The sequence below is a fragment of the Nocardioides oleivorans genome (assembly GCF_004137255.1).
Lineage (GTDB): Bacteria > Actinomycetota > Actinomycetes > Propionibacteriales > Nocardioidaceae > Nocardioides > Nocardioides oleivorans.
The window spans coordinates 2088963-2107556 of record NZ_SDWT01000001.1 but is presented as its reverse complement, the minus strand read 5'-3'; the positions used below and the strand labels follow the sequence as shown (position 1 = coordinate 2107556).

General features: G+C 68.9%; 18 protein-coding genes. 9 read left to right on the top strand and 9 right to left on the bottom strand.

What is annotated here, in order from left to right:
- Positions 1-127: 127 nt before the first annotated feature.
- The 5 genes from EUA93_RS10055 to EUA93_RS10035 form a co-directional block, all read right to left on the bottom strand.
- Positions 128-1477 (bottom strand): MFS transporter, encoded by a 1350-nt coding sequence (locus tag EUA93_RS10055; RefSeq protein WP_129400002.1) that lies wholly within the window; start codon positions 1475-1477, stop codon positions 128-130.
- 47 nt (positions 1478-1524) lie between these two features.
- Positions 1525-2229: a hypothetical protein gene (locus tag EUA93_RS10050; protein ID WP_129400001.1), complete on the bottom strand. Its 705-nt coding sequence runs from the start codon at positions 2227-2229 to the stop codon at positions 1525-1527.
- Positions 2230-2368: 139 nt separating this feature from the next.
- Positions 2369-2938, bottom strand: a complete 570-nt coding sequence (locus tag EUA93_RS10045; RefSeq protein ID WP_129400000.1) for a hypothetical protein — start codon at positions 2936-2938, stop codon at positions 2369-2371.
- Between the two features lie 294 nt (positions 2939-3232).
- On the bottom strand, positions 3233-3766 hold the full coding sequence (locus EUA93_RS10040; RefSeq protein WP_129399999.1) for a hypothetical protein: 534 nt from the start codon (positions 3764-3766) through the stop codon (positions 3233-3235).
- Between the two features lie 422 nt (positions 3767-4188).
- Positions 4189-4956, bottom strand: a complete 768-nt coding sequence (locus tag EUA93_RS10035; protein WP_129399998.1) for a hypothetical protein — start codon at positions 4954-4956, stop codon at positions 4189-4191.
- A gap of 174 nt (positions 4957-5130) precedes the next feature.
- Between EUA93_RS10035 and EUA93_RS10030 the strand changes: the two genes are divergently transcribed.
- From EUA93_RS10030 to EUA93_RS10010, 5 genes are read left to right on the top strand one after another with little or no spacing between them, the layout of a single operon-like run.
- Complete coding sequence (locus EUA93_RS10030) at positions 5131-5616, top strand: DUF1707 SHOCT-like domain-containing protein (RefSeq protein WP_129399997.1); 486 nt, start codon at positions 5131-5133, stop codon at positions 5614-5616.
- A gap of 20 nt (positions 5617-5636) precedes the next feature.
- Positions 5637-6620 carry a TlpA family protein disulfide reductase gene (locus EUA93_RS10025; RefSeq protein ID WP_129399996.1) on the top strand — a complete coding sequence of 328 codons (984 nt, stop codon included), beginning with the start codon at positions 5637-5639 and terminating at the stop codon, positions 6618-6620.
- Positions 6621-6629: 9 nt separating this feature from the next.
- The gene (locus tag EUA93_RS10020; RefSeq protein ID WP_242497314.1) at positions 6630-7559 is read left to right on the top strand and encodes a glycosyltransferase family 2 protein; all 930 of its coding nucleotides are present in this window, start codon (positions 6630-6632) and stop codon (positions 7557-7559) included.
- On the top strand, positions 7559-8446 hold the full coding sequence (locus EUA93_RS10015) for a glycosyltransferase family 2 protein (protein ID WP_129399995.1): 888 nt from the start codon (positions 7559-7561) through the stop codon (positions 8444-8446). The genes EUA93_RS10020 and EUA93_RS10015 overlap by 1 nt, the downstream gene beginning before the upstream one ends.
- Positions 8443-9510: a glycosyltransferase gene (locus EUA93_RS10010; RefSeq protein ID WP_129399994.1), complete on the top strand. Its 1068-nt coding sequence runs from the start codon at positions 8443-8445 to the stop codon at positions 9508-9510. The genes EUA93_RS10015 and EUA93_RS10010 overlap by 4 nt, the downstream gene beginning before the upstream one ends.
- Here EUA93_RS10010 and EUA93_RS10005 read toward each other — a convergent pair.
- A complete protein-coding gene (locus EUA93_RS10005; protein ID WP_165355117.1) occupies positions 9503-10714 on the bottom strand; it encodes a glycosyltransferase in 1212 nt (403 codons plus the stop codon). The genes EUA93_RS10010 and EUA93_RS10005 overlap by 8 nt on opposite strands.
- Positions 10715-10778: 64 nt before the next feature.
- On the opposite strand from EUA93_RS10005, the gene EUA93_RS10000 reads away from it, so the two are divergent.
- Together EUA93_RS10000 and EUA93_RS09995 are read left to right on the top strand one after the other, a co-directional pair.
- The gene (locus tag EUA93_RS10000; RefSeq protein ID WP_165355116.1) at positions 10779-11399 is read left to right on the top strand and encodes a PIG-L deacetylase family protein; all 621 of its coding nucleotides are present in this window, start codon (positions 10779-10781) and stop codon (positions 11397-11399) included.
- Entirely contained in the window at positions 11396-12043 is a 648-nt protein-coding gene (locus tag EUA93_RS09995; protein ID WP_129399991.1) for a WbqC family protein, read from the top strand. The genes EUA93_RS10000 and EUA93_RS09995 overlap by 4 nt, the downstream gene beginning before the upstream one ends.
- Positions 12044-12046: 3 nt before the next feature.
- Here the strand turns inward: EUA93_RS09995 and EUA93_RS09990 are convergent, their stop codons facing one another.
- Together EUA93_RS09990 and EUA93_RS09985 are read right to left on the bottom strand one after the other, a co-directional pair.
- Positions 12047-13252 carry a glycosyltransferase 87 family protein gene (locus EUA93_RS09990; RefSeq protein ID WP_129399990.1) on the bottom strand — a complete coding sequence of 402 codons (1206 nt, stop codon included), beginning with the start codon at positions 13250-13252 and terminating at the stop codon, positions 12047-12049.
- On the bottom strand, positions 13249-14199 hold the full coding sequence (locus EUA93_RS09985; RefSeq protein WP_165355115.1) for a beta-1,6-N-acetylglucosaminyltransferase: 951 nt from the start codon (positions 14197-14199) through the stop codon (positions 13249-13251). The genes EUA93_RS09990 and EUA93_RS09985 overlap by 4 nt, the downstream gene beginning before the upstream one ends.
- Positions 14200-14387: 188 nt before the next feature.
- Here EUA93_RS09985 and EUA93_RS09980 point away from each other — a divergent pair, with 188 nt between their 5' ends.
- Positions 14388-15581 (top strand): glycosyltransferase 87 family protein, encoded by a 1194-nt coding sequence (locus EUA93_RS09980; protein ID WP_165355114.1) that lies wholly within the window; start codon positions 14388-14390, stop codon positions 15579-15581.
- Here EUA93_RS09980 and EUA93_RS09975 read toward each other — a convergent pair.
- Entirely contained in the window at positions 15565-16647 is a 1083-nt protein-coding gene (locus EUA93_RS09975; RefSeq protein ID WP_129399987.1) for a glycosyltransferase, read from the bottom strand. The two genes, EUA93_RS09980 and EUA93_RS09975, sit on opposite strands and share 17 nt — an antisense overlap.
- Before the next feature lie 81 nt (positions 16648-16728).
- Between EUA93_RS09975 and EUA93_RS09970 the strand changes: the two genes are divergently transcribed.
- Positions 16729-18582 (top strand): ABC transporter ATP-binding protein, encoded by a 1854-nt coding sequence (locus tag EUA93_RS09970; RefSeq protein ID WP_165355113.1) that lies wholly within the window; start codon positions 16729-16731, stop codon positions 18580-18582.
- Positions 18583-18594 lie beyond the last annotated feature (12 nt).

Here is an 18594-nt window from a genome sequence, read left to right as displayed (position 1 = left end):
TCCTCGTCGTCCGGTAACGACACAGGGACTGCCTCACTTCCATGCGGCCCGGTGCACGTCCGACCGAGCCAAGCCGGATGCGAGTGTGGCACGAGAGGGCGAGGGGACGGCGACGATCGCCCCAAAATCATACGGAGCGCGCGGTCTCCGGTGATCGCAGAGTCGGTGCCAGGACGATCAGTCCGAGCACCGGGAGAGCGGCGAGCAGCAGCAGTGCTCCGGTCATGCCGAGGGGCCCGCTGAGGCCGGCGATCACCGCGGAGCCGATGCTGCCGCCGATGAGGAACAACAGCGTGGACACGCCGAGCGCGACTCCGCGCACGTTCTCGTGGACTGCGTCACCGACCACCGCGCTGAGTGCCGGCTGACCGAGCCCGAACGCCACGGTCACGAAGACGATGCCGATCACCAGGATCGTGGCGCTCGCGAAGTGTGCGCCCAGTGCTGCCAGCAGGATCGCGCCGGACGCCACCAGCGCGGCGGCGCCGACGCTCCGCCCCGGCCCGACTCGCCGCAGCATCGGTCCCACGAGTCGTGGCACGAACAGCGCGATCGCGGCGCTCGGCAGCATCGCGACGCCGACCTGCCAGGCCTCCCAGCCCTCCGCCAGGAGGACCGCAGGCGTGGCGATCAACAGAGCGAACCACGACGCGGGGATGGAGGACGCCGACACCGCAGTGCGTACGACGGTCGCGTTGCGGATGACCTCGACCGGGAGGAACCCGTCGGGGCGCCGGCGCACGGTCGCGTGCACAGCCGGGACACCGGCGAACAGCAACACAGCGCCCAGCGCGGCGACGAGCAGGCCGGCGGACGGCGACTGGACGAGCAGCACCATCCCGGCTGCGGTGAGGCAGACCAGGATCGCGCCGACGACGTCCAGCTTGGCGCCGCTGCCGCCGGTCGGGAGGGCGCGCCAGATGAACGGCAGGACCAACGCACCGAGGATCGGCAGTGCCATCACGGCCCGCCACCCGAAGGCGGCCTCGACGACACCGCCCGCTAGCGGCCCGAGGCAACCCACCGCCGCCGAGACCCCGGCCAGGCGCCCGAAGGCGACCCCACGGATCTCGCCGGCGTACCGCGACGACAGGACCGCGACGCCCAGGGTCGGGAGCGCCGCCGCGCCGGCACCCTGCACCATCCGCGCGCCGAGCAGCACCTGGAAGGTGGGAGCGACCGCCGCCACGAGGGCGCCGATCGACATCAGCACCAAGCCCGCCAGCATCGGCCCGCGGAAGCCGACGAGGTCGGAGATGCGGCCGTAGAGGGCGGTCGTGACCGCGAGCATCAGGACGTAGAGGCTGATCGCCCAGGCCGCGAGGCCCGAGCTGATCCCGAAGTCCTTGCCCATGAGGGCGAGCGTCACCGCCGCGCTGGACGACCCGAGTCCCCCGAGCCCGAACAGCAGCCCGAGCAGGATCGAGATCCTGCGCGAGTCGTCAACGGGCTGGGTGGTGGTGTCCGCGGCAGTCATCGATCACGGACAACAGCGTGTTGCCAGGGGTTGTTCCCGGGCAACCGTCAGCAGATGACGGGCTGGAAGCTCATGTTCGAGATACCGATGAACGGGGATCCGGTCGCTGCCAGCGACTGGAAGTAGGTGAAGGAGACCGAGTTCACGATTCCCGCCCACGACACGTTGACGTTGCCAGTGGTCGAGGTCCCCGGACTGTTCCCCGAGGTGTTGGCGTTGGCCGCCCGGAAGGCAGTCGCCGGAGCGAGACCGTCACCCACGACGTTCGCAGGGCTGACGATCGTGTAACCGAACCCGCCGGTGTTGACCACGACGTTGTCGCTCCACCCGGAGCCGCCCGAGTCGACGTCCAGGAACGAGAAGCTGAGGTTCTTGATGTCCACCGGCAGGCCCGTGCTCGTCCGGGTGAACGCGAACGTGGCGGTCTGCGAGCTGCCGTTCGCCGACCCGCTGTAGAAGCGCAGGTTGCTGGTCTGGGCACCGGTGGCCGTGGTCGAGATCGTCCGGTTGTTGGCTGCGTTGGTGACACCTGAGACGGTCAGCGTCACCGTGACGGCACCGACGGTGGTGGAGGCGAACACGTTGCCGTTGCCGAGGGCGGACCAGGCCAGGGTCGTGGTCGGACATGCCGACGCCGCATACGCCGGAGCGGTCGCGGCAACCGCGACGACCGGAACGGTCCAGGCCGCCCCACGCACCATGGCGCGACGTGACGGACGCAGCGGCTCGTGAACAGTCGCCTTGCTGGACATGTCGATCAAGCTCCCCAACCCCACGGCGACCCCCACGGTCACCTGATGTGTCAAGGCTATGGGCGAACGTTCAACAAGATGGCAACAACAGATGGCGGTCTAGTCCACTTTGCCTGAGGAGTGGATCACCCCCGGGACGTCAGTCGCAGTTGACCTTGTAGCTCATGTTGCCGATCCACACGGCCTGCGTCCCGGTGTAGCTGTTGCGGCCCTGGATGCTCCAGTAGCGGAACTTGAACGTCGTGACGGCGCCGGTGAACCAGAAGTTGAGTCTCTGGCTGGCGGCCGCGTTGGAGTCCGGCGGCGTGTTGGCGAAGGTCTCCTGGCGCCACGGGTCCGCGATCGTCCCGCTGCCGGTCAGCGCCGACCCGAGCGAGGCGCTGTAAGGAGTGCTCGTCCCGTGGACGGCGATGGCGTCCCAGTAGTTGTAGGTGCGGTTGCCGCCGTTGCCCTGGCCGCTGGTATCGATGTCAGCGATGTCGAAGGTCAGGTTTCGGACCGCCCGCGAGAAGGTGACAGTGATGTCCTGGTAGGTCGACGGGTTCGATGCACCACCAGCACCGCGAGGTGCGTTCTCGAACTCGAGCCAGCCCGCGGTCATCACCGGGTCGCTCGTGCTGAAGTTGTAGGAGCCCAGCGACGTGTTCACCGGCGCGCTGCCGAACGTCACCGTGGTGCCGTCGCCACCGGACCTGGTAGCAAGGTTCATAGCGGTCGGCGTGGTCGAGTCGCATGACGCGGCATAGGCCGGTGCGGTGGCAGCGACCGCGATGACGGGCACTGTCCAAGCCGCGCCTCGAGCGATCGAGCGGCGCGTCGGGCGCGCGCTGAGAAGAGTTCCGTTGTGCGACATGCTGACTGAGCCCCCAGGGAGTACCGGCGGACCCCCACGGTCGCCTGTAGACCCGAAAGTAGGCGCGCGTCGGCCACAGGAAGGCAACAGAACGACATAGCCAGCGGCGTGGTTCCCTCAAGAAGTTCTCACGCGCAGGGCGCCTTGGGGTCAGCAGCCGATGGCGGTGAAGCTCAGGTTGCCCAGGTAGATGCGGTGGTACTGCGTGCCACCCGTGGCGTTCCAGTAGGTCAGCACGATGCGCTTGACGTCCGTGGCGGCAGTCGGAGACGTGGCGGTGAAGTCGACCGACACCTGGGCGCCGGCGGCGTTCTCGTTGACGTTGGCGTTGCTCGCGCGAAGCCACGGGTCCGCCTGGGTGCCGGATCCGGTGACCCCGTCGTTGGCGAAGCCGAAGCCCACGACGGCGTTGCTGGAGCTGTAGCCGACGAGCTCGACCCGGTCGGAGTACGCCGGGCTGGTGATCGTGTCGATGTCCGTCACCCAGAACTTCAGGCCCCGCACCGGACGCGAGAACGTGATGGTCACGTCCTGACGGTTCGCGCGTCCGATCGTGCTGGTGGCGTGGTAGAGCATGACGCCGCGTTCGCCGGCTCGCCCGCCGAGGCTGGTGACGACGGGGTCGGCCGTGGTGCCGGTGCCCGTGTTGGCCGGGATCGTCAGGTTGCGCGCAGCGTCGGGCACATTGGCGGTCGACGACGACACACTCGCGAACGTCACCCCCACTGCGCTGGAGTCGCCGGAGGTCACGCTGGCCGACGAGCTCCGTGCGTCGGTCCGGGAGTAGGAGGTCGTACCCCAACGAAGCACGTAGCCGTAGCGGTCCGAGCACGGCGAGGCCGCGAAGGCCGGAGCAGTCGCAGCGACCGAGACGACCGGCACCGTCCATGCCGCGGTGCGCACCACCGTCCGGCGCGAAGGATGCGGCAGGGATGCGCCGTGGTCGATGTTCGCGTTCAACGCGGATGTCCCCCGAGGTCCTGCGGAGCCGCTTCGTGGCCACCGCACTCGACGAGAATCCTAAGGAGGCTCCGTCCAACGAACGTCTACGTAAAATCTACGACTGATGCATACGACTTCTTGAGAGTGAGGCTCCTCCGGCGCGCTCAGCAGCCGCGCGCGGTGAAGCTGAAGTCGCTCAGCAAGATGCCCTGGGGACCGGACAGGACCGTGTTCCAGTACAGGATCTGGAACGAGGTGAAGCTCGCTCCGCCGGCGTAGCGCACCTGGACGTTGCCGGCACCGCTCGTGTCGACCAGGTTGCCGGTGGGGCCCGTGAACCTGAACGGTCCGTCGCCGGACGTCTCGGCGTTGAGGTTTCCCGCGCCGTCGACCTGGGCCGCCCGAGTGAAGTTGCCGGCACCTGGCGCCGGGTTGAACGCCACGCGGTCCCAGAAGTTCGCGTCGCGATCGATGTCGACGACAGTGAACGACAGGTTGCTGACGGCTCGACCGAAGGCGACCGTGATCGTCTGGTTCGACAGCGGATACGCGCCCAACGAGCCGTTCGAACGGATCGCGAGTCCCTGCTCGCCCGCTCCCAGGTTGCCGATGCCAGTGGTGGGCAGGACCGTCAGGTTGCTGTCGTAGCGCGTCGAGACCAGGACCGTGCTCGTGAACGTCACGTTGATGCCGTTGCCGCCGGCGCTGCCCGTCGCGACTGCCGTACCGACGTTCGGCGTCGCGGTCAGGCTGCCCGGCGGGGTGTAGGCGCTGACACCCCAGTCGATCCTGTAGGTCTGCGGGTCGCACGGCGAGGCGGCGAACGCCGGCGCCTGCGCGGCGACGGCGACGACCGGGACGGTCCACGCGGCACCACGCATCAACGTACGCCGCGAGGTCCCCGCGCCTCGCTCGTTGCCCATGTCGGTCATGACGACTTTCCCCCGCTTGAAGATCCGAGAGGTCCTTCACCCAAAGGTTAAGACATTCTCAAGAAGATCAACGAACTCTCAAGGTGCGCAACGAGCGTCATCGATGTGGGTCACGGCGCGGCGGATGCGCCAAGTCGCGGCGTTCGGGGTACGTCTGCGCCTACCCTGTCGGCCATGAGCACGTCGGACGGTGCCTCGCAGGGCGACGAGGCACTCGGCAGGTGGCTGGAAGCTCGCCAGCGCTCCAGGGCCGAGCACGAGGCGGAGCGGGACGCGACCCTCGCGTCGGACGCTGATCGCGAGCGGGTCTGCAACGTCCTGTCCGCTGCCTTCGCCGAGGGACGCCTGACGTCGACCGAGCTCGACGAGCGGACCACACAGGCGCTCGCGTCACGGACACACGGTCAGCTCGAGGACGTGCTCGACGGTCTTGCCGGTCCCGGGCAAGCGACCCTGTGGGCCACCAGGCCGGAGCGCGGCGTCCTCCCACGGATCGTCTTCTGGATCGTCGGCCTCTTCACGTCGCCGTTCGTCTTCATCGGGACGATGCTGCTGCTCTTCGGTGACGACATGGGCAGCCGCCTGTTCGGTGTCGTCTTCCTCGTGATCTTCCTGCCGGGGCTCATCGCCCTCTACCGCTGGGCGCACCCGCGCGGCTGACGGACCGTACGATCTGGGCCATGTCGTCGGCACCGGTCGCAGCGCTCGTCGTGGTGCTGACCCTGGTGGCTGTCCTGCTCGCCAGTGGGATCGCCAAGCTGCGGAACCGGACCGCCACGCGCGACGCATTCGACGCACTTCGGGTGCCCGGGCTGGTGCCGGCTGACGCAACAGCATCGGCGCTCCCGTGGGTGGAGATCGCGTTGGCGGTGCTCCTCGTGGTCGCTCCCACGGGCGTGCTCGCGCCGGTGGCCGTCCTGCTTCTCCTGCTGATGCTCACCTACACCGCCCTCATCGGCAGGGCTCTCGGGTTCGAGGAACCCGTGACGTGCTCCTGCTTCGGCAGCCTCGGTCGTCACGACGTCGACCGGACCACCCTCGGCCGCAACGTGCTGCTGTCCGTCCTGGCCGGCGTGGTCCTGTGGTTCGGACTCGACGGCGGCTCCGTGCCCTCGGCCCTCGCAGACCTCGACGCTGGCGGCTGGTGGGCACTCATCGCCTCGATGGCCGCGGCTGCCGTCGCCGTGCTCGTGCTCGGCGGTGGCTCGCCGGCACGTCACGTCCCGGACGACGAGCTCCTCGACTACGACCGCGACCGGATCCCGTACGGCGTGGTGACCGACTCGGCCGGGCGCACGTCCAACCTGTGGGAGCTGACGTCGACCCAGGCGCGGCTGGTGGTCGTGCTGAGTCCGGGGTGCGGTCCGTGCGTTCGCACGGCAGAGAGGCTCGACGAGCTTGCTGCCCGGCTGGCACCGGCCGTCGGGGTGGTGGCGGTCTACCCGGACGACGCGTCAGCAGCTGCCGCCACCGAGCACGCACGCGAGCTGACGTACTCCGAGCCCGACTCCAACATCCGCCGCGGCTTCTCGGTCGGCACCCCGGCTGCGATCCTGCTCGGCGCCGACGGCTTCCTCGCGGGCGGCCCGGTCGCCGGCGAGAAGGACGTGACCGCCTTCTTCGACGAGGTGCTCGACGCCGTCGCCGAGCAGTCCGACTCCTAGGATCGTGCCGTGACGTCTCCCCTCGTGTCCGTCATCGTGCCGTCCCACGGAGGCGCGCGTCGGCTCCCGGTCCTGTTCGCTGCCCTCGCGGCCCAGGTGGACGCCGAGTGGGAAGCCGTCGTCGTCATCGACGGGGACGTCGACGACTCGTCCGCAGTCGTGGACGCGGCAGCCGAACGACTCCCTGTCCGACGGATCACCTTCGAGGCCAACCGGGGCCGGTCTGCGGCTCTCAACGCCGGTTTCGCCCAGGCACAGGGTGACGTGCTGGTTCGCTGCGACGACGACCTCGTGCCCGCCCCCGACTACGTCTCGGGCCACGCCGCGGCACACGACGGTCGCCGCGTCGGCGTCGTGGGCCTCTACCGCAACGTGTATCCCGAGACCACCTATGCGCGGATCTACGGCCGCGCTTGGGACGCGCGCTTCCGGGACGAGGCCTACCGGGTCCCTCCCGACCAGGCGTGGCGCTACTGGGCAGGCAACGTCTCGGTGACCCGCGACATGTGGCACACCGTCGGGGAGTACGACACGACGTTCAGGGCCTACGGGTGGGAGGACGTCGACTGGGGCTACCGCTTGATGCAGGCGGGAGTGCCCGTCGTGCTCGATCCCGCGCTCGAGACCGAGCACCGCATCGCTGCGACGACCACGGCGATGCGGACGCAGCGTGCGTTCTACTCCGGTGCGGCACGTCACGTGTTCGAGGAGAAGCACCACATCGCGGCTGCCCCGACGAGGCCAGTGAACACGTGGCAGCGCATTGTCGCCGGGGTCGCAGCGGGGCTCGACGAGCGGCGCGCGGGACGGATCGGCACCCTGGTCGACTCCAGCGCCCGCTTGATGCCCGACCGAGCGGCCGCGAAGGTGATCGCACTGGCGATCGATGCAGCGTCGCGTGCCGGTCACCGCGCCGGCACCACTGCAGGTGCGATCTGATGCAGACGATCAGCGTCGTCATCCCCCACTACGGAGACCCGACGCCCACCCTCGAGCTCGTGCGCCAGATCCAGGGCCAGGAGGGCGCCGAGCAGGTGGAGATCATCGTCTCCGACGACGCCTCGCCACAGGCGTTCCCGGACACGCCCGGCGTCATCGTGGCTCGCAGGGACGTCAACGGCGGTTTCGGCGCCAACGTGAACGCGGGAGCCGCCACGGCCACGGGCGACGTGATCGTGGTGCTCAACAGCGACCTGACGCTCGAACCGTCCTTCCTGACCGAGATGCAGCGCGCAGCAGAGCAACACCCACGCGCAGTGCTCTCCCCACGCGTGGTGGACGAGAACGGCATCGAGGCCTGGACCGGGCGGTCGTTCCCGGGCGTGCGCCACCATGCAGCAGCCTGGCTCACCCCTCTGGCGCGGTTCCGGGCGACAAACGCGTGGCACCGAGCCGTCGGTCACGACGTCCGAGCCCGTGGGGCGGAGGCGGAGGTGGACTGGGTCGTCGGAGCGGTCATGTGGATCCCACTGGCTGACTTCCGCGAGGTCGGTGGGTTCGACGAGAGGTTCTTCATGAACTCCGAGGAGATCGACCTCCAGCGTCGCCTCCGCGAGCGCGGACTCACCGTCGTCGCACTTCGCGCCCCCACGGTCGTGCACGCGGGCGGTGGGTCGTCGCCGTCGGAGTCCCGCCGGCGATGGCTGGTCGAGGGGCAGATGCTGTACGCCGACAAGTGGGGATCGAAGCGCGGGCTGCAGGCCGCGCTCGCTGCGGCAACCGGTGCGAACTTCCTGGTCAACGTGGCCCGACGTGCTGCCGGACGCGACGTCCGACCGATAGCCGTCGCCCGCTCCGAGCTGTCGATGATCCGCGGTGACCGATGACGCGCGCGCTGGTCCTGTCCGAGCACGCGCTCGACTCGTGGAGCTCGCGCTACACGGCGGGCGAGGTGCCTGCTCCCCTGCCGTACGGCGTCAACGCGCTGGCCGACGACCTCGGTTGGAGGCTCGCAGGCTCGCGTCGTGCCGTGGATCCGCGGTGGAGCCGTCTCCGCGATGTCGTCGAGCACCGCGCCGGCTTTCCTGTCGAGCAGACGCTGCGCGGTGCTGGCGAGGCTCGACGGTCCGACCTCGTGCTCGCGCTGCTCGAGCAGCAGGGGGCCGCGGCAGCCCTCTCCCGACGCGCCAAGGTGCCGCCCTATGCGTCGACCCCGCTGGTCGTGTGGTCGTGCTGGCTCGCGGACGACCTGCGTTCGGCGGATCCCGATCAGCGCCAACGGTTGAAACGTCGCTTCGACGGCGCCGACCTGATCACCCACCTGTCCCGCCACGAGACCGAGATCTTCACGGACCTCGGGATCAGCGAGGACCGGCTCTTCCCGGTGACCTACGGCGTGAGCCACGAGTACTACGTCCCGGGCGACGGGCCACGCGACATCGAGCTGCTCGCCGTCGGGCAGGACCGAGGGCGCGACTACGGCACCCTGTTCGACGCCGTCCGCGGCACCGACCTCGTGCTCGATGTCGTGTGCAAGCCGGAGAACCTCGCCGACCTCGACGTGCCGGACAACGTCCGGGTGCACGGCATCATCCCGCTGAGGGACTACCGCCGGATGCTCCAGCGGGCCCAGGTCGTCGTCGTGCCGACTCGCGACCTGGCCTACCCGACCGGTTCGAGCGTGGCGCTGGAGTCGGCGTCGTCGGGTGCGTGCGTGGCCGTGACCGGCACCCGGGCGATGCGCGACTACTTCTCGGACGGCATCGACTCGCGGCTGGTGGACGAGGGCGACGCCGCGGGGTGGCGAGACGTGCTCACCGAGCTTCGTGGCGACGCTGGGCAGCGCGAACGACTGGGAGCAGCAGCTCGCAGGAGCGTCGAGACCCGCTTAAACGCGCGCCACATGTGGACCGAGCTCGCGGGTGTCATCCGCGAGCGCGGGATCATCTGACCCAGGTGCCGCGGATCGTCTCCTCGAACCGCGCACGCCCGTAGACCTCCTGCGCCCAGTCCTGCACCCGATCCGTGCGCTGCTGCTGGGCAGCGGTGTCGTCGAGCACGCTGACCAGGGCGTCGGCGAGGCCGTGCGGGTCGTCGACGAGACCGGCAAACAGGTCGTCGCCCTCGATGCCCTCGGCGCCGACGGTCGTCGTCACGACGGGGACCCCGTGGCAGAGCCCCTCGACCGTCTTGAACTTCACGCCCGCTCCCTGGAGGACGGGCACGAGGGCGACGGCCGCGGCGGCGTACTCGGCGTCGAGGTCGTCGACGAAGCCCGTGAGCGTGACCCCGTCACCAGCAGGCAGCTCGTCGACGCGGCTCCTCAGTGCGTCGAGCACGCCTCCTCCCACGAGGCGCAGGCGAGCCTCCGGACGGTGCTCGAGCACCCGGGGCCAGACGTGGTCGAGCGTCCAGAGCGCGGCCTTGTTGTTCTCGTCGCGCGCGAGGTAGGACACGACGATGACGACGGGCTCGGTGGCCGGCGTGTGCCGGGGCTCGGTGCCGTCGGACAGGGGCGGGTGGACGACGGTGTGCGGCGGGCCGCCGAGCAGCTCGGCGTCCTTGTGGCTGAAGACGAGCACCTCGTCGAGCTGCGCCACCATCGCCTTCTCGTGACCGCGGGACCGCTCCGCGACTCCCTCCCAGTAGCGGCGCTCCTCGTCGGTGTCCTGCGGCTCGCGCGAGAAGGACTGGCTCATCACGTCGTGGAAGGTGCCGGTGATCCGCGCGGTCGGGTTGAGCCGGCGCAGCAGACGCACGAGCCGGATGGACTCGGAGTACTGCAGGTCGATGACATCGGCCCCGCGCACCGCGGCGCGGGCCTCCCTCGACCGCAGCAGTCCGAGGATGAAGGCAGCCGAGGGCATGCCCGGGTCGCGACGGTGCCGGTACGTCGTGTCGGCCGAGAACGCGGCGCGGTTCAGCACCTTCCCGACGGGTCCGCGACCGGACTCGTGTCCGAGGAGCAGGAGCCGTCGCGGCACGCCAGGCTTCGTCGCCGACTCGCGGTTGAGCCGGTTGCCGACGGTGAGCATGGTCAGGTCGGTCTCGCGGTCGAGCAACCGCTGCAGCTCCAGCAGGTATCGGCCCCCGGCGTGCGGGACGCCCTCGTGACCGACGTGCATGCTGATCAGCACCACACGCGGACGGGTCACGTTCCGCATCCTCCCAGACGTCCCGCTCACTAGACTGCACAACCGTGACCCTCGGAGGAGCGCGATGAAGCGCCTGATCCTGGCCCCCCACATGGACGACGAGGCCATGGGGTGCGGCGGACTGATGGCGAAGCACCCCGACGAGTGCCTGGTCGTCGTGATGACCAACAGCGGCGAGGTCCGTGCGCAGGAGCATGCCGAGGCGATGAGGATCCTCGGGGTGTCCGAGTCGCGCGTCCTGGACTTCCCCGACGGGCAGACCCCGCAGCACATGACCGAGATGGTCGGCGCGATCGACGCGATCATGGCTGAGTACGAGCCGGAGGAGCTCTACCTCCCCTACCCGTCGCTCCACCAGGACCACATCGCCGTCTACGAGGCAGGGATGCGCTCGTGCCGGGTGTCGATGTCGCTGGACCACTGGTACCCGCCGAGCGTCTTCGTCTACGACATCGCGGTCTACGACGTGAACCTCTACCCGACCGACCTGCGGTGGAACGTCTTCGAGGCGCTCACCGAGGAGCAGATCACCGCCAAGGAGGCCGCCTGCCAGGCCTACCAGTCGGAGATCCCGACCGACGTGCACCCGATCAACAGCGTCCGCCAGATCGCCGGAGCGCTCGGGCAGGTCCGGCTGGTGCCCTACGCCGAGCAGTACGCCCTGGTCAGGACGGTCCGCAAGTGAAGGTCGCGATCCACCAGCCGGACCTCCTGCCGTGGCCGGGCTTCTGGTTCAAGATGCTCCACAGCGATCGCTTCGTCCTCGCCGTGCACGACCAGCTCCAGAAGCACTGGGTGCAGCGCCGGGTGATGATGCGCGAGTCGTGGGTGACGATGCCGCTCGAGTCGAAGCCGCACCTGATCCCCATCAACGAGACGATCGTGAAGCCCGGGTGGCAGGACCACCTCGAGAGCTCGATCACCGGCCGCTACCGCGGCGCGCGCCACTGGAAGGACCGCAGCGGCGACGTCTTCGAGATGATCCACGCGGTGGACTCCCACAACCTCGCCGACATCAATCACCAGCTCATCCTGTCGATGCGCGACTACCTCGGCATCACGACCGAGGTGGTGGTGACCGACCCGCCGCAGGAGAAGGCCGCCGACCGGGTGCTCGAGCAGCTCCAGATGGTCGGCGCGACGTCGTACCTCTCCGGCACCGGCGCCAAGGACTACCTCGGCGACGAGGCGCAGGCGAAGTTCCGCGAGCTCGGCATCGGCCTGGAGTTCTCCGACCACGAGAAGACGACCGGCGACTCCATCGTCACCGTGCTGATGGACTACGACGACCCGATGGAGGTCGTGTCGAAGGCGGCCGCGCCACACTGACTCCTACACGCGCTGACGCGCCCGCTCCGGCGTCGGCGCCTCCTCCTCCGATGCGGGCCGCGCCGCCAGCCCGAAGGCGCAGATCGCGACGAACATCGCGAAGTCGACGTTGTCGAACAGCCAGCCCGTCCCGTGGTCGTCGGACCACTCCGTGATGGAGATGTGCAGGTAGGCGAAGCCGACCACGACCAGTCCGAGCACTCGCGGCGCCCATCGCGTGCGGAGCGCAAGGACGATGCCCGCGAGCGGCAGCCAGATCTGGTGGTGGGGCCATGCGATCGGGGTGGCCACGACCGCGGCGCAGCCGAGGATGATCGCGGCCGCGACATCGTCTCCGACTCGCCGGGCACGCTCGGCGTTCCAGAACGCGAGGAGGACGAGCACGCCCCCAAGGAGCAACCACAAGATGCTTCGGGCCGAGCCGTCGACACCTGAGCGGGCGAGCGCGCCCATCACCGAGCTGTTGAAACGCAGCTCGACGTCACCGACGCGGCTGGTGTCGAACACGGCGTCCGTCCAGAACCGCCGCGAGTCTCCGGGCAGGACGGCCCAGGCGAGCAGGCCGCAGGCGGCGAAGGTTCCCATCGAGCTGGCGAGGGCGCGCCACTGCCGGGTGACGACGAACCATCCCCAGACGACCATCGGCGTGAGCTTGACCGCCGCGGCGAGTCCGACCAGCACGCCGCGGAACCGGTCCGGGACGAATCGGCCGATGTCGAGGATGATCAGGAGCGCGAGCACGAGGTTCACCTGGCCGGTGATCAGGTCGCTCTGCACCTGAACCGATCCGAGGAACGACCCGACTGCGAGACCGAGCACGATCAGCCGACCGGCCATGCTCCCGGGCCATCTGCGCGTGGTGACGACGAGACCGACCACAACGACAGCCACGACGACGCACATGGTCAGCCACAGGCGACCGACGGTCAGCGGCGCGAGCCAAGTGAGAGGACGCAGGACGATCGCGGAGAAGGGCGGGTACGTGAAGCCGTACCCGCCTCCGAGCGGATAGTCGTAGAGCTCGCCACCGGACGCGAGGTAGTTGATCGCCCCGATGTAGACGGAGATGTCGCCGTTCTCCCCGAGATCGCTGCTCGCTCCTAGTCGCCACCCACTGACGACCTGGCGAAGCGCGAACAGCCCGGCCAGGACCAGCAGCGTCCCCGTGAGCAGCGGCGGCATCGGCCGTCGCGCGCGCTGTTGAGTCATGGTGTGCCTCCAGCCCCGAGGGCGTCTTCGAGCGCGGCGATGACGCGGGAGCTGTCCGGCGCGAGGAACTTGCGCGCGAAGAGCACGTGCTCGGGCAACGTCAGCAGCGTCGCCACGTCCTCGTGCCCCATCGCACGGGGAAGGTCCCAGTCGCCCTCGGTCCAGTCGACATGGGTCAGCGTCGGTCCGACCGTCGCGGTGAGACCCTCGTCCATCGCGACGAGCAGCGTCTGGAAGAACGTCTCGTCCGGGAACTGGCTCCAGCGGAAGAACTCGGCGTAGTCGGGGTGCGATCCGTGGAAGGCCATCATCCGAGAGGCGGTGTCCCACGGCATGGCCCACCACTGCGACCCTCCCACGACCTGGCTGCGCACGTCCGGGCGCGGCCGACCGATGACACGCAGCACCTCGATCGCCCGCCGCAACCCGGTCTCCCGAAGGAGACGACGCGTCCACCCGACCAGCTCGCGGGCATTCATGTCCTGACGCGGCCGCAACAGGCGGAGGTTGCCCTTGGTCTCAGTCATCGGGATGCAGAAGTAGTCGAGCCGGTCTCGATGGTTGTCGGGCCACCGCTCGTCGAGGCGCCAGAGGTCCATGTTGACCAGATCCGGGTGGGACGACAGGTAGGCGTCGATCTGCGCGGTTGTCTTGATCGGATAGCTCTGACCGCTCAGCATCACGAGGTGGCCCGGCGTCCCGGCACCGAGGCAGGCGCGCACCATCGCGAGAGTCGCCTCGACCATCGACCAGGTGCCCCAGATGCACCTGACCCGAGGCTCGACAGCCACGACGTCCGACCGGGAGACGACGTCGCGCCACTCGCGGTCCACCGCCCGAGGGTCGAGGTGCAGCCAGAAGGTCGCATCCTCGTCGGCGAGCCTGTCGATGAGTCGTCCGACGTGGTCGGGCTGGTCGTGGGCGAGCACCAGGTAGTGCTTCCTCACCTCGGGCCTCCCCATCCGTTCCGGTCTCGTCGGTGAGCATCCTTCACTATCCTCACCGGATGCGACGCGACCTTGACAGGACTGGTCCGTCCGCAGGCCCGTCCGGGTCCCCTTGGATCTGGCTTCTTGCCGCCACGCTGATGACCGCGGTCTCGGCCGCGCAGAAGCTCCCGTGCTTGCGGGGCCGTGTGGACACCGACGTCCTGGCGACCGCGCAGTGCTACAGCGACGTGCCGTTGTTCTACGTCGGCCGTGGGCTGGCAGCCGACTTCGGCTGGTTGGGTCACCTGAACACGGGATTCCGCAACCTCGAGTACCCCCCGCTCATCAACCTCTTCATCGAGGCGAGCGCCAAGCTGACGCACGTCGTCCTCGGCATCACCCCCGCCGAGCTGGACCGTCGCTCGTCGATGTCCGGGCCGGATCTCTACGATCTCCCCGGCATGGCGGGTGAGGAACGCGCCTTCTTCCTCGTCACGTGTGCCCTTCTCCTCCTGGCTGTGCTGGCGACGGTGTGGATCGCCTGGTCGGCAGGATGGACGATCGGGGACCGCGTCTCGTGGGTGGTGCTGACACCCCTGGTGGTCCTCACCCTCACCCTGAACTGGGATGCCCTCGCCCTCCTCGCGACGGCACTCGCGCTGCTGGCGTGGCAGCGCGACCGGATGGCGTGGTTCGGGGTCTTCGTGGCACTGGGCACGGCGACCAAGCTCTTCCCCCTCGTCCTCCTCGCAGCGGGACTTCTCCTCGCGATCAGGGCTCGCTCGGTCCGAGCCCTTTCGCGCATGCTCTGCGCCTTCGCCGTCACCACCATCGTCGCGAACGCCCCGCTGTACGTGTCGAACCCGGAGGCGTGGCGCGAGTTCTGGGACACCAACACCGACAGGCCTGCGTCGTTCGGGTCAGCGTGGATGGCCATGCGCATGGTGGGGGTTCCCGTGAGCGCCGACCAGCTCAGCCTCGTTCTCGGCGGTGGGATGCTCGGCGCCTGGGCGGTCCTGAGCTTACTGACCTGGCGTCGCCTGATCGAGCCGACGTTCGAGGAGCTCTCGTTCGTCTTCCTCGTGGTCTTCTTCGTCCTCGGCAAGGTCTACTCGCCGCAGTACTCGCTGTGGGTCGCCCTGGCACTCCTGCTCGTCACCCGCAACCGGTGGCTCATCTGTCTCGTCGGAGCCGCGGAGACGTGGCACTACATCGCGACGTGGCTCTACATCCGGGAGTTCACCACCCCGCAGTCAGGCATCGACAAGACCTACTGGTCCTCGATCGTGATCAGGCTGACGGTCGAGGCAGTTGCGGTGCTCTACGTCATCGAGCGGGCTCGGCGACGGGCCAGGCTCGACGAGCCCGTTTCGTCCGAGCCGGTCACAGCCGCTTCCTGAGCTCATCGACGGTACGCCGGGCGACACGTCGTCCAGCGACGCGGGCCCTGTTGTAGGGGTCGGACGCCGGCGCGTGGAACTGGTAGTGGCGCAACGTCACCGGTTCGGGCAGCAGCGACGGCGAATCGGCGGCGGTGATGGCGGCGAAGGCCTTCCCCAGCCGCTCGCGGACCAGGTCACTGTTGTGGCGGGCCCGTACCCAGTCGCGACCCCGGGCAGCCCGGTCGTCGATGACCGCCCGGTCGTGCTCGAACCAGCTCATCGCCTCCAGGGTGCGGTCACACATGTCGACGACGTCCGAGTCTGCGATGACCGACGAGTGCTCCGGGAGCATGTACTCCTTGGCTCCATCGCCGGTGAACCCGACGACGTAGCACCCCGAGGCCATCGCTTCCGCACCCGGAAGGCCCACGCCCTCGCGCTCGGCTCCGAAGAGGAAGATCGCCGCACGCCCGAGCTCGTCGGCCACCTGCTGCTGCGTCATCCCGTCGATGAGGACGATCTGCCAGTCGCCCAGCCGGCCCGAGCGGCGCACGAGCTGGACCGCGCCGAGAAGGTCCTCGCGTCGGCGGCGCGGCATCAGCGCGATCCGCTTGTCCTTGCGCCCCGGCTGGAACCAGTCTTCGATCTGAACGGGCACGTTGTGCAGCGGGAAGCCGTCGTGACAGGCCCGCTCGAGGAACGTGTGGATCGCGTCGGACACGGTGATCGCCGCAGTCGCGTGCGGCCAACCGGGATAGTCACCGGGCTCGTCGGTGAGGAAGTCGGAGTTGGCGAACACGAAGTCCATGCCCTGGCAGAGCATCACGACCGGATACCCGTCCGACAGGAAGCTCCACTGGTTGCCGCCCGTCTCGGGCATCACCAGGACGTCGCCGGCAGCGAACCGGAGCTCAAGTCCGGTGTCGACGGGAGCGGTGGACCCCCAGGACTCGTAGGAGAATCCAGGGGTGCCGTGCCACACCCGGGCGTCGTGGCCGAGGGCGCACAAGTGCTCGACGTAGCGATAGATCACCTTGATGCCGCCGCTGGGTGTCGGGAGGTCGGGCGCCATGAACCGAATCACGTCCCGATTCAACCAGTCCCGCGTGCGAGGGAGTCGCTGATGACAGGATGGAGCCATGTCGGTCGTCGAGGAGGCAACTCGGTGCTGAACCTCCAAGGGGGCCTCGTGGAGCGCTCCGCGCGGCTCCTGGGCATCCCTCCCGGCACGGGCGAGCTGATCACGCTCGAGACGCGGCGAAAGCTGGTGCTCTCCATCGGCGGTTCGGTCGTGCTCTCGTTGCTCGACACGCTCGGTGTCCTCGCGATGCTGCCGATGATGCAGTACATCACTGCACAGGACCCCGACTCCGGAACACTCGGAGTGGTCAACCGCGTGCTGGGCCACCCGAGCGACGGTGCGCTGGTCGCCGTACTTGCCCTCATTATCGTCGGGGCCTTCGTGCTCAAGGACGTGTTCGCGGTGCTGTTCCGCTGGTGGCAGCTCAACTTCATGGCGAAGAACCAGGTGGCGATCCAGGCCCGCCTGCTCGAGGGCTACCTCGTCGGCCCCTACGCGTGGCACCTCACCAAGAACACCTCCGACAAGCTCTGGACCGTCAGCGGAGCGGTCGGGATGGGCTACACCAGCGGGCTGACCGCGACGCTCGGCTTCTTCACCGAGGTCCTGACCATCACCTTCATCTTCGTCTCGCTGCTCTTCGTGTCACCTGTCGCCACGGCGGCGGCCATCGTCTACTTCGGGTTGGCCGGGCTCGTGGTCCAGCGTGGGATCCGCCCGCGGATCCTCCACGCCAGCCAACGCAACCTCGAGGCGTCCCAGGCCGTGGCGAAGTCGTCACTGCAGTCCTTGACGGCGGTCAAGGAGATCAAGCTGCGCCACGCCCACGGGCCGTTCGTCGACACGTTCGCCGCGGCGAGCGACGAGGGGGCGAGAGCGAGTGCCACAGCCTCCTGGCTCGCGGAGATCCCCAAGTACTTCCTCGAGATCGTGTTCATCGTCGGCGTCGGCCTGCTGGCGATCGGCGCTTCGTCCGGTGGCTCCTCGACCCAGGGCCTGACCCTGATCGGCATCTTCGTCGCGGCGGGGACGCGCATCCTGCCGAGCGCAGTCCGCCTGATCAACGCACTTGCCGGCATCCGGTTTGCTCGTGCGCCGCTCACGCACCTGGTCACGGAGAACCGTGCGCTCCAGGACGAGCGGGACGCGGAGGTGGCGGCCCGGATCACGAACGTCGTGCCCACCGGTGACATCGAGGTGCGGGGGCTGACCTTCGCCTATGCCGATCAGCCCGAGGACCTCGTCCTCCGCGGCGTCGACCTCGACATCCCGCGTGGCCGGACCGTCGCGATGGTCGGTTCGAGCGGCGCCGGCAAGTCCACGTTCGTGGACATCCTGCTCGGGCTCCACCAACCTCGTGGCGGTTCGATCACCGCCGGGGGAACCAGCATCTTCGACAACCTTCCGGACTGGCAGCGCCAGCTCGCCGTCGTGCCTCAGGACGTGACGCTCCTCGACGAGACCTTGGGCGCGAACATCGCGTTCGACGAGGAGGTCGATGCCGGTCGGCTGGAGGAGGCCCTCGAGCGGGCGCAGCTGAGCGACCTGGTCAGGTCGCTACCACTCGGGCTGGAGACCGAGATCGGCGAACGAGGGGTCCGCCTGTCCGGCGGCCAGCGACAGCGGATCGGCATTGCGCGCGCCCTCTACCGCCGGCCACAGCTCCTCGTCCTCGACGAGGCCACGTCCGCGCTCGACAACGAGACCGAACGACGGCTCACGGAGACCATCGAGGCCCTGAAGGGCACCATGACGATGGTCATCGTCGCGCACCGCCTCTCGACGGTCCGTCACAGCGACCAGCTCATCTTCATGTCCGGGGGCAAGGTCGCCACGGTCGGAACGTTCGACGAGGTTGCGTCTCGCAACGCCGAGTTCGCCCGACTGGTCGAGCTGGGACAGCTGGCTCCCGCGACATCCAGCGAGACCCACGGATGAGCGTCATTCGAT

Bases quoted from the DNA above. Each gene is read 5' to 3' on its own strand.
- EUA93_RS10035 (WP_129399998.1), bottom strand. From the start codon at position 4,956: ATGACCGACATGGGCAACGAGCGAGGCGCGGGGACCTCGCGGCGTACG.
- EUA93_RS10000 (WP_165355116.1), top strand. From the start codon at position 10,779: ATGAAGCGCCTGATCCTGGCCCCCCACATGGACGACGAGGCCATGGGG.
- EUA93_RS10045 (WP_129400000.1), bottom strand. From the start codon at position 2,938: ATGAACCTTGCTACCAGGTCCGGTGGCGACGGCACCACGGTGACGTTC.
- EUA93_RS09990 (WP_129399990.1), bottom strand. From the start codon at position 13,252: ATGACTCAACAGCGCGCGCGACGGCCGATGCCGCCGCTGCTCACGGGG.
- EUA93_RS10055 (WP_129400002.1), bottom strand. From the start codon at position 1,477: ATGACTGCCGCGGACACCACCACCCAGCCCGTTGACGACTCGCGCAGG.
- EUA93_RS10030 (WP_129399997.1), top strand. From the start codon at position 5,131: ATGAGCACGTCGGACGGTGCCTCGCAGGGCGACGAGGCACTCGGCAGG.
- EUA93_RS10015 (WP_129399995.1), top strand. From the start codon at position 7,559: ATGCAGACGATCAGCGTCGTCATCCCCCACTACGGAGACCCGACGCCC.
- EUA93_RS10050 (WP_129400001.1), bottom strand. From the start codon at position 2,229: ATGTCCAGCAAGGCGACTGTTCACGAGCCGCTGCGTCCGTCACGTCGC.
- EUA93_RS10025 (WP_129399996.1), top strand. From the start codon at position 5,637: ATGTCGTCGGCACCGGTCGCAGCGCTCGTCGTGGTGCTGACCCTGGTG.
- EUA93_RS10010 (WP_129399994.1), top strand. From the start codon at position 8,443: ATGACGCGCGCGCTGGTCCTGTCCGAGCACGCGCTCGACTCGTGGAGC.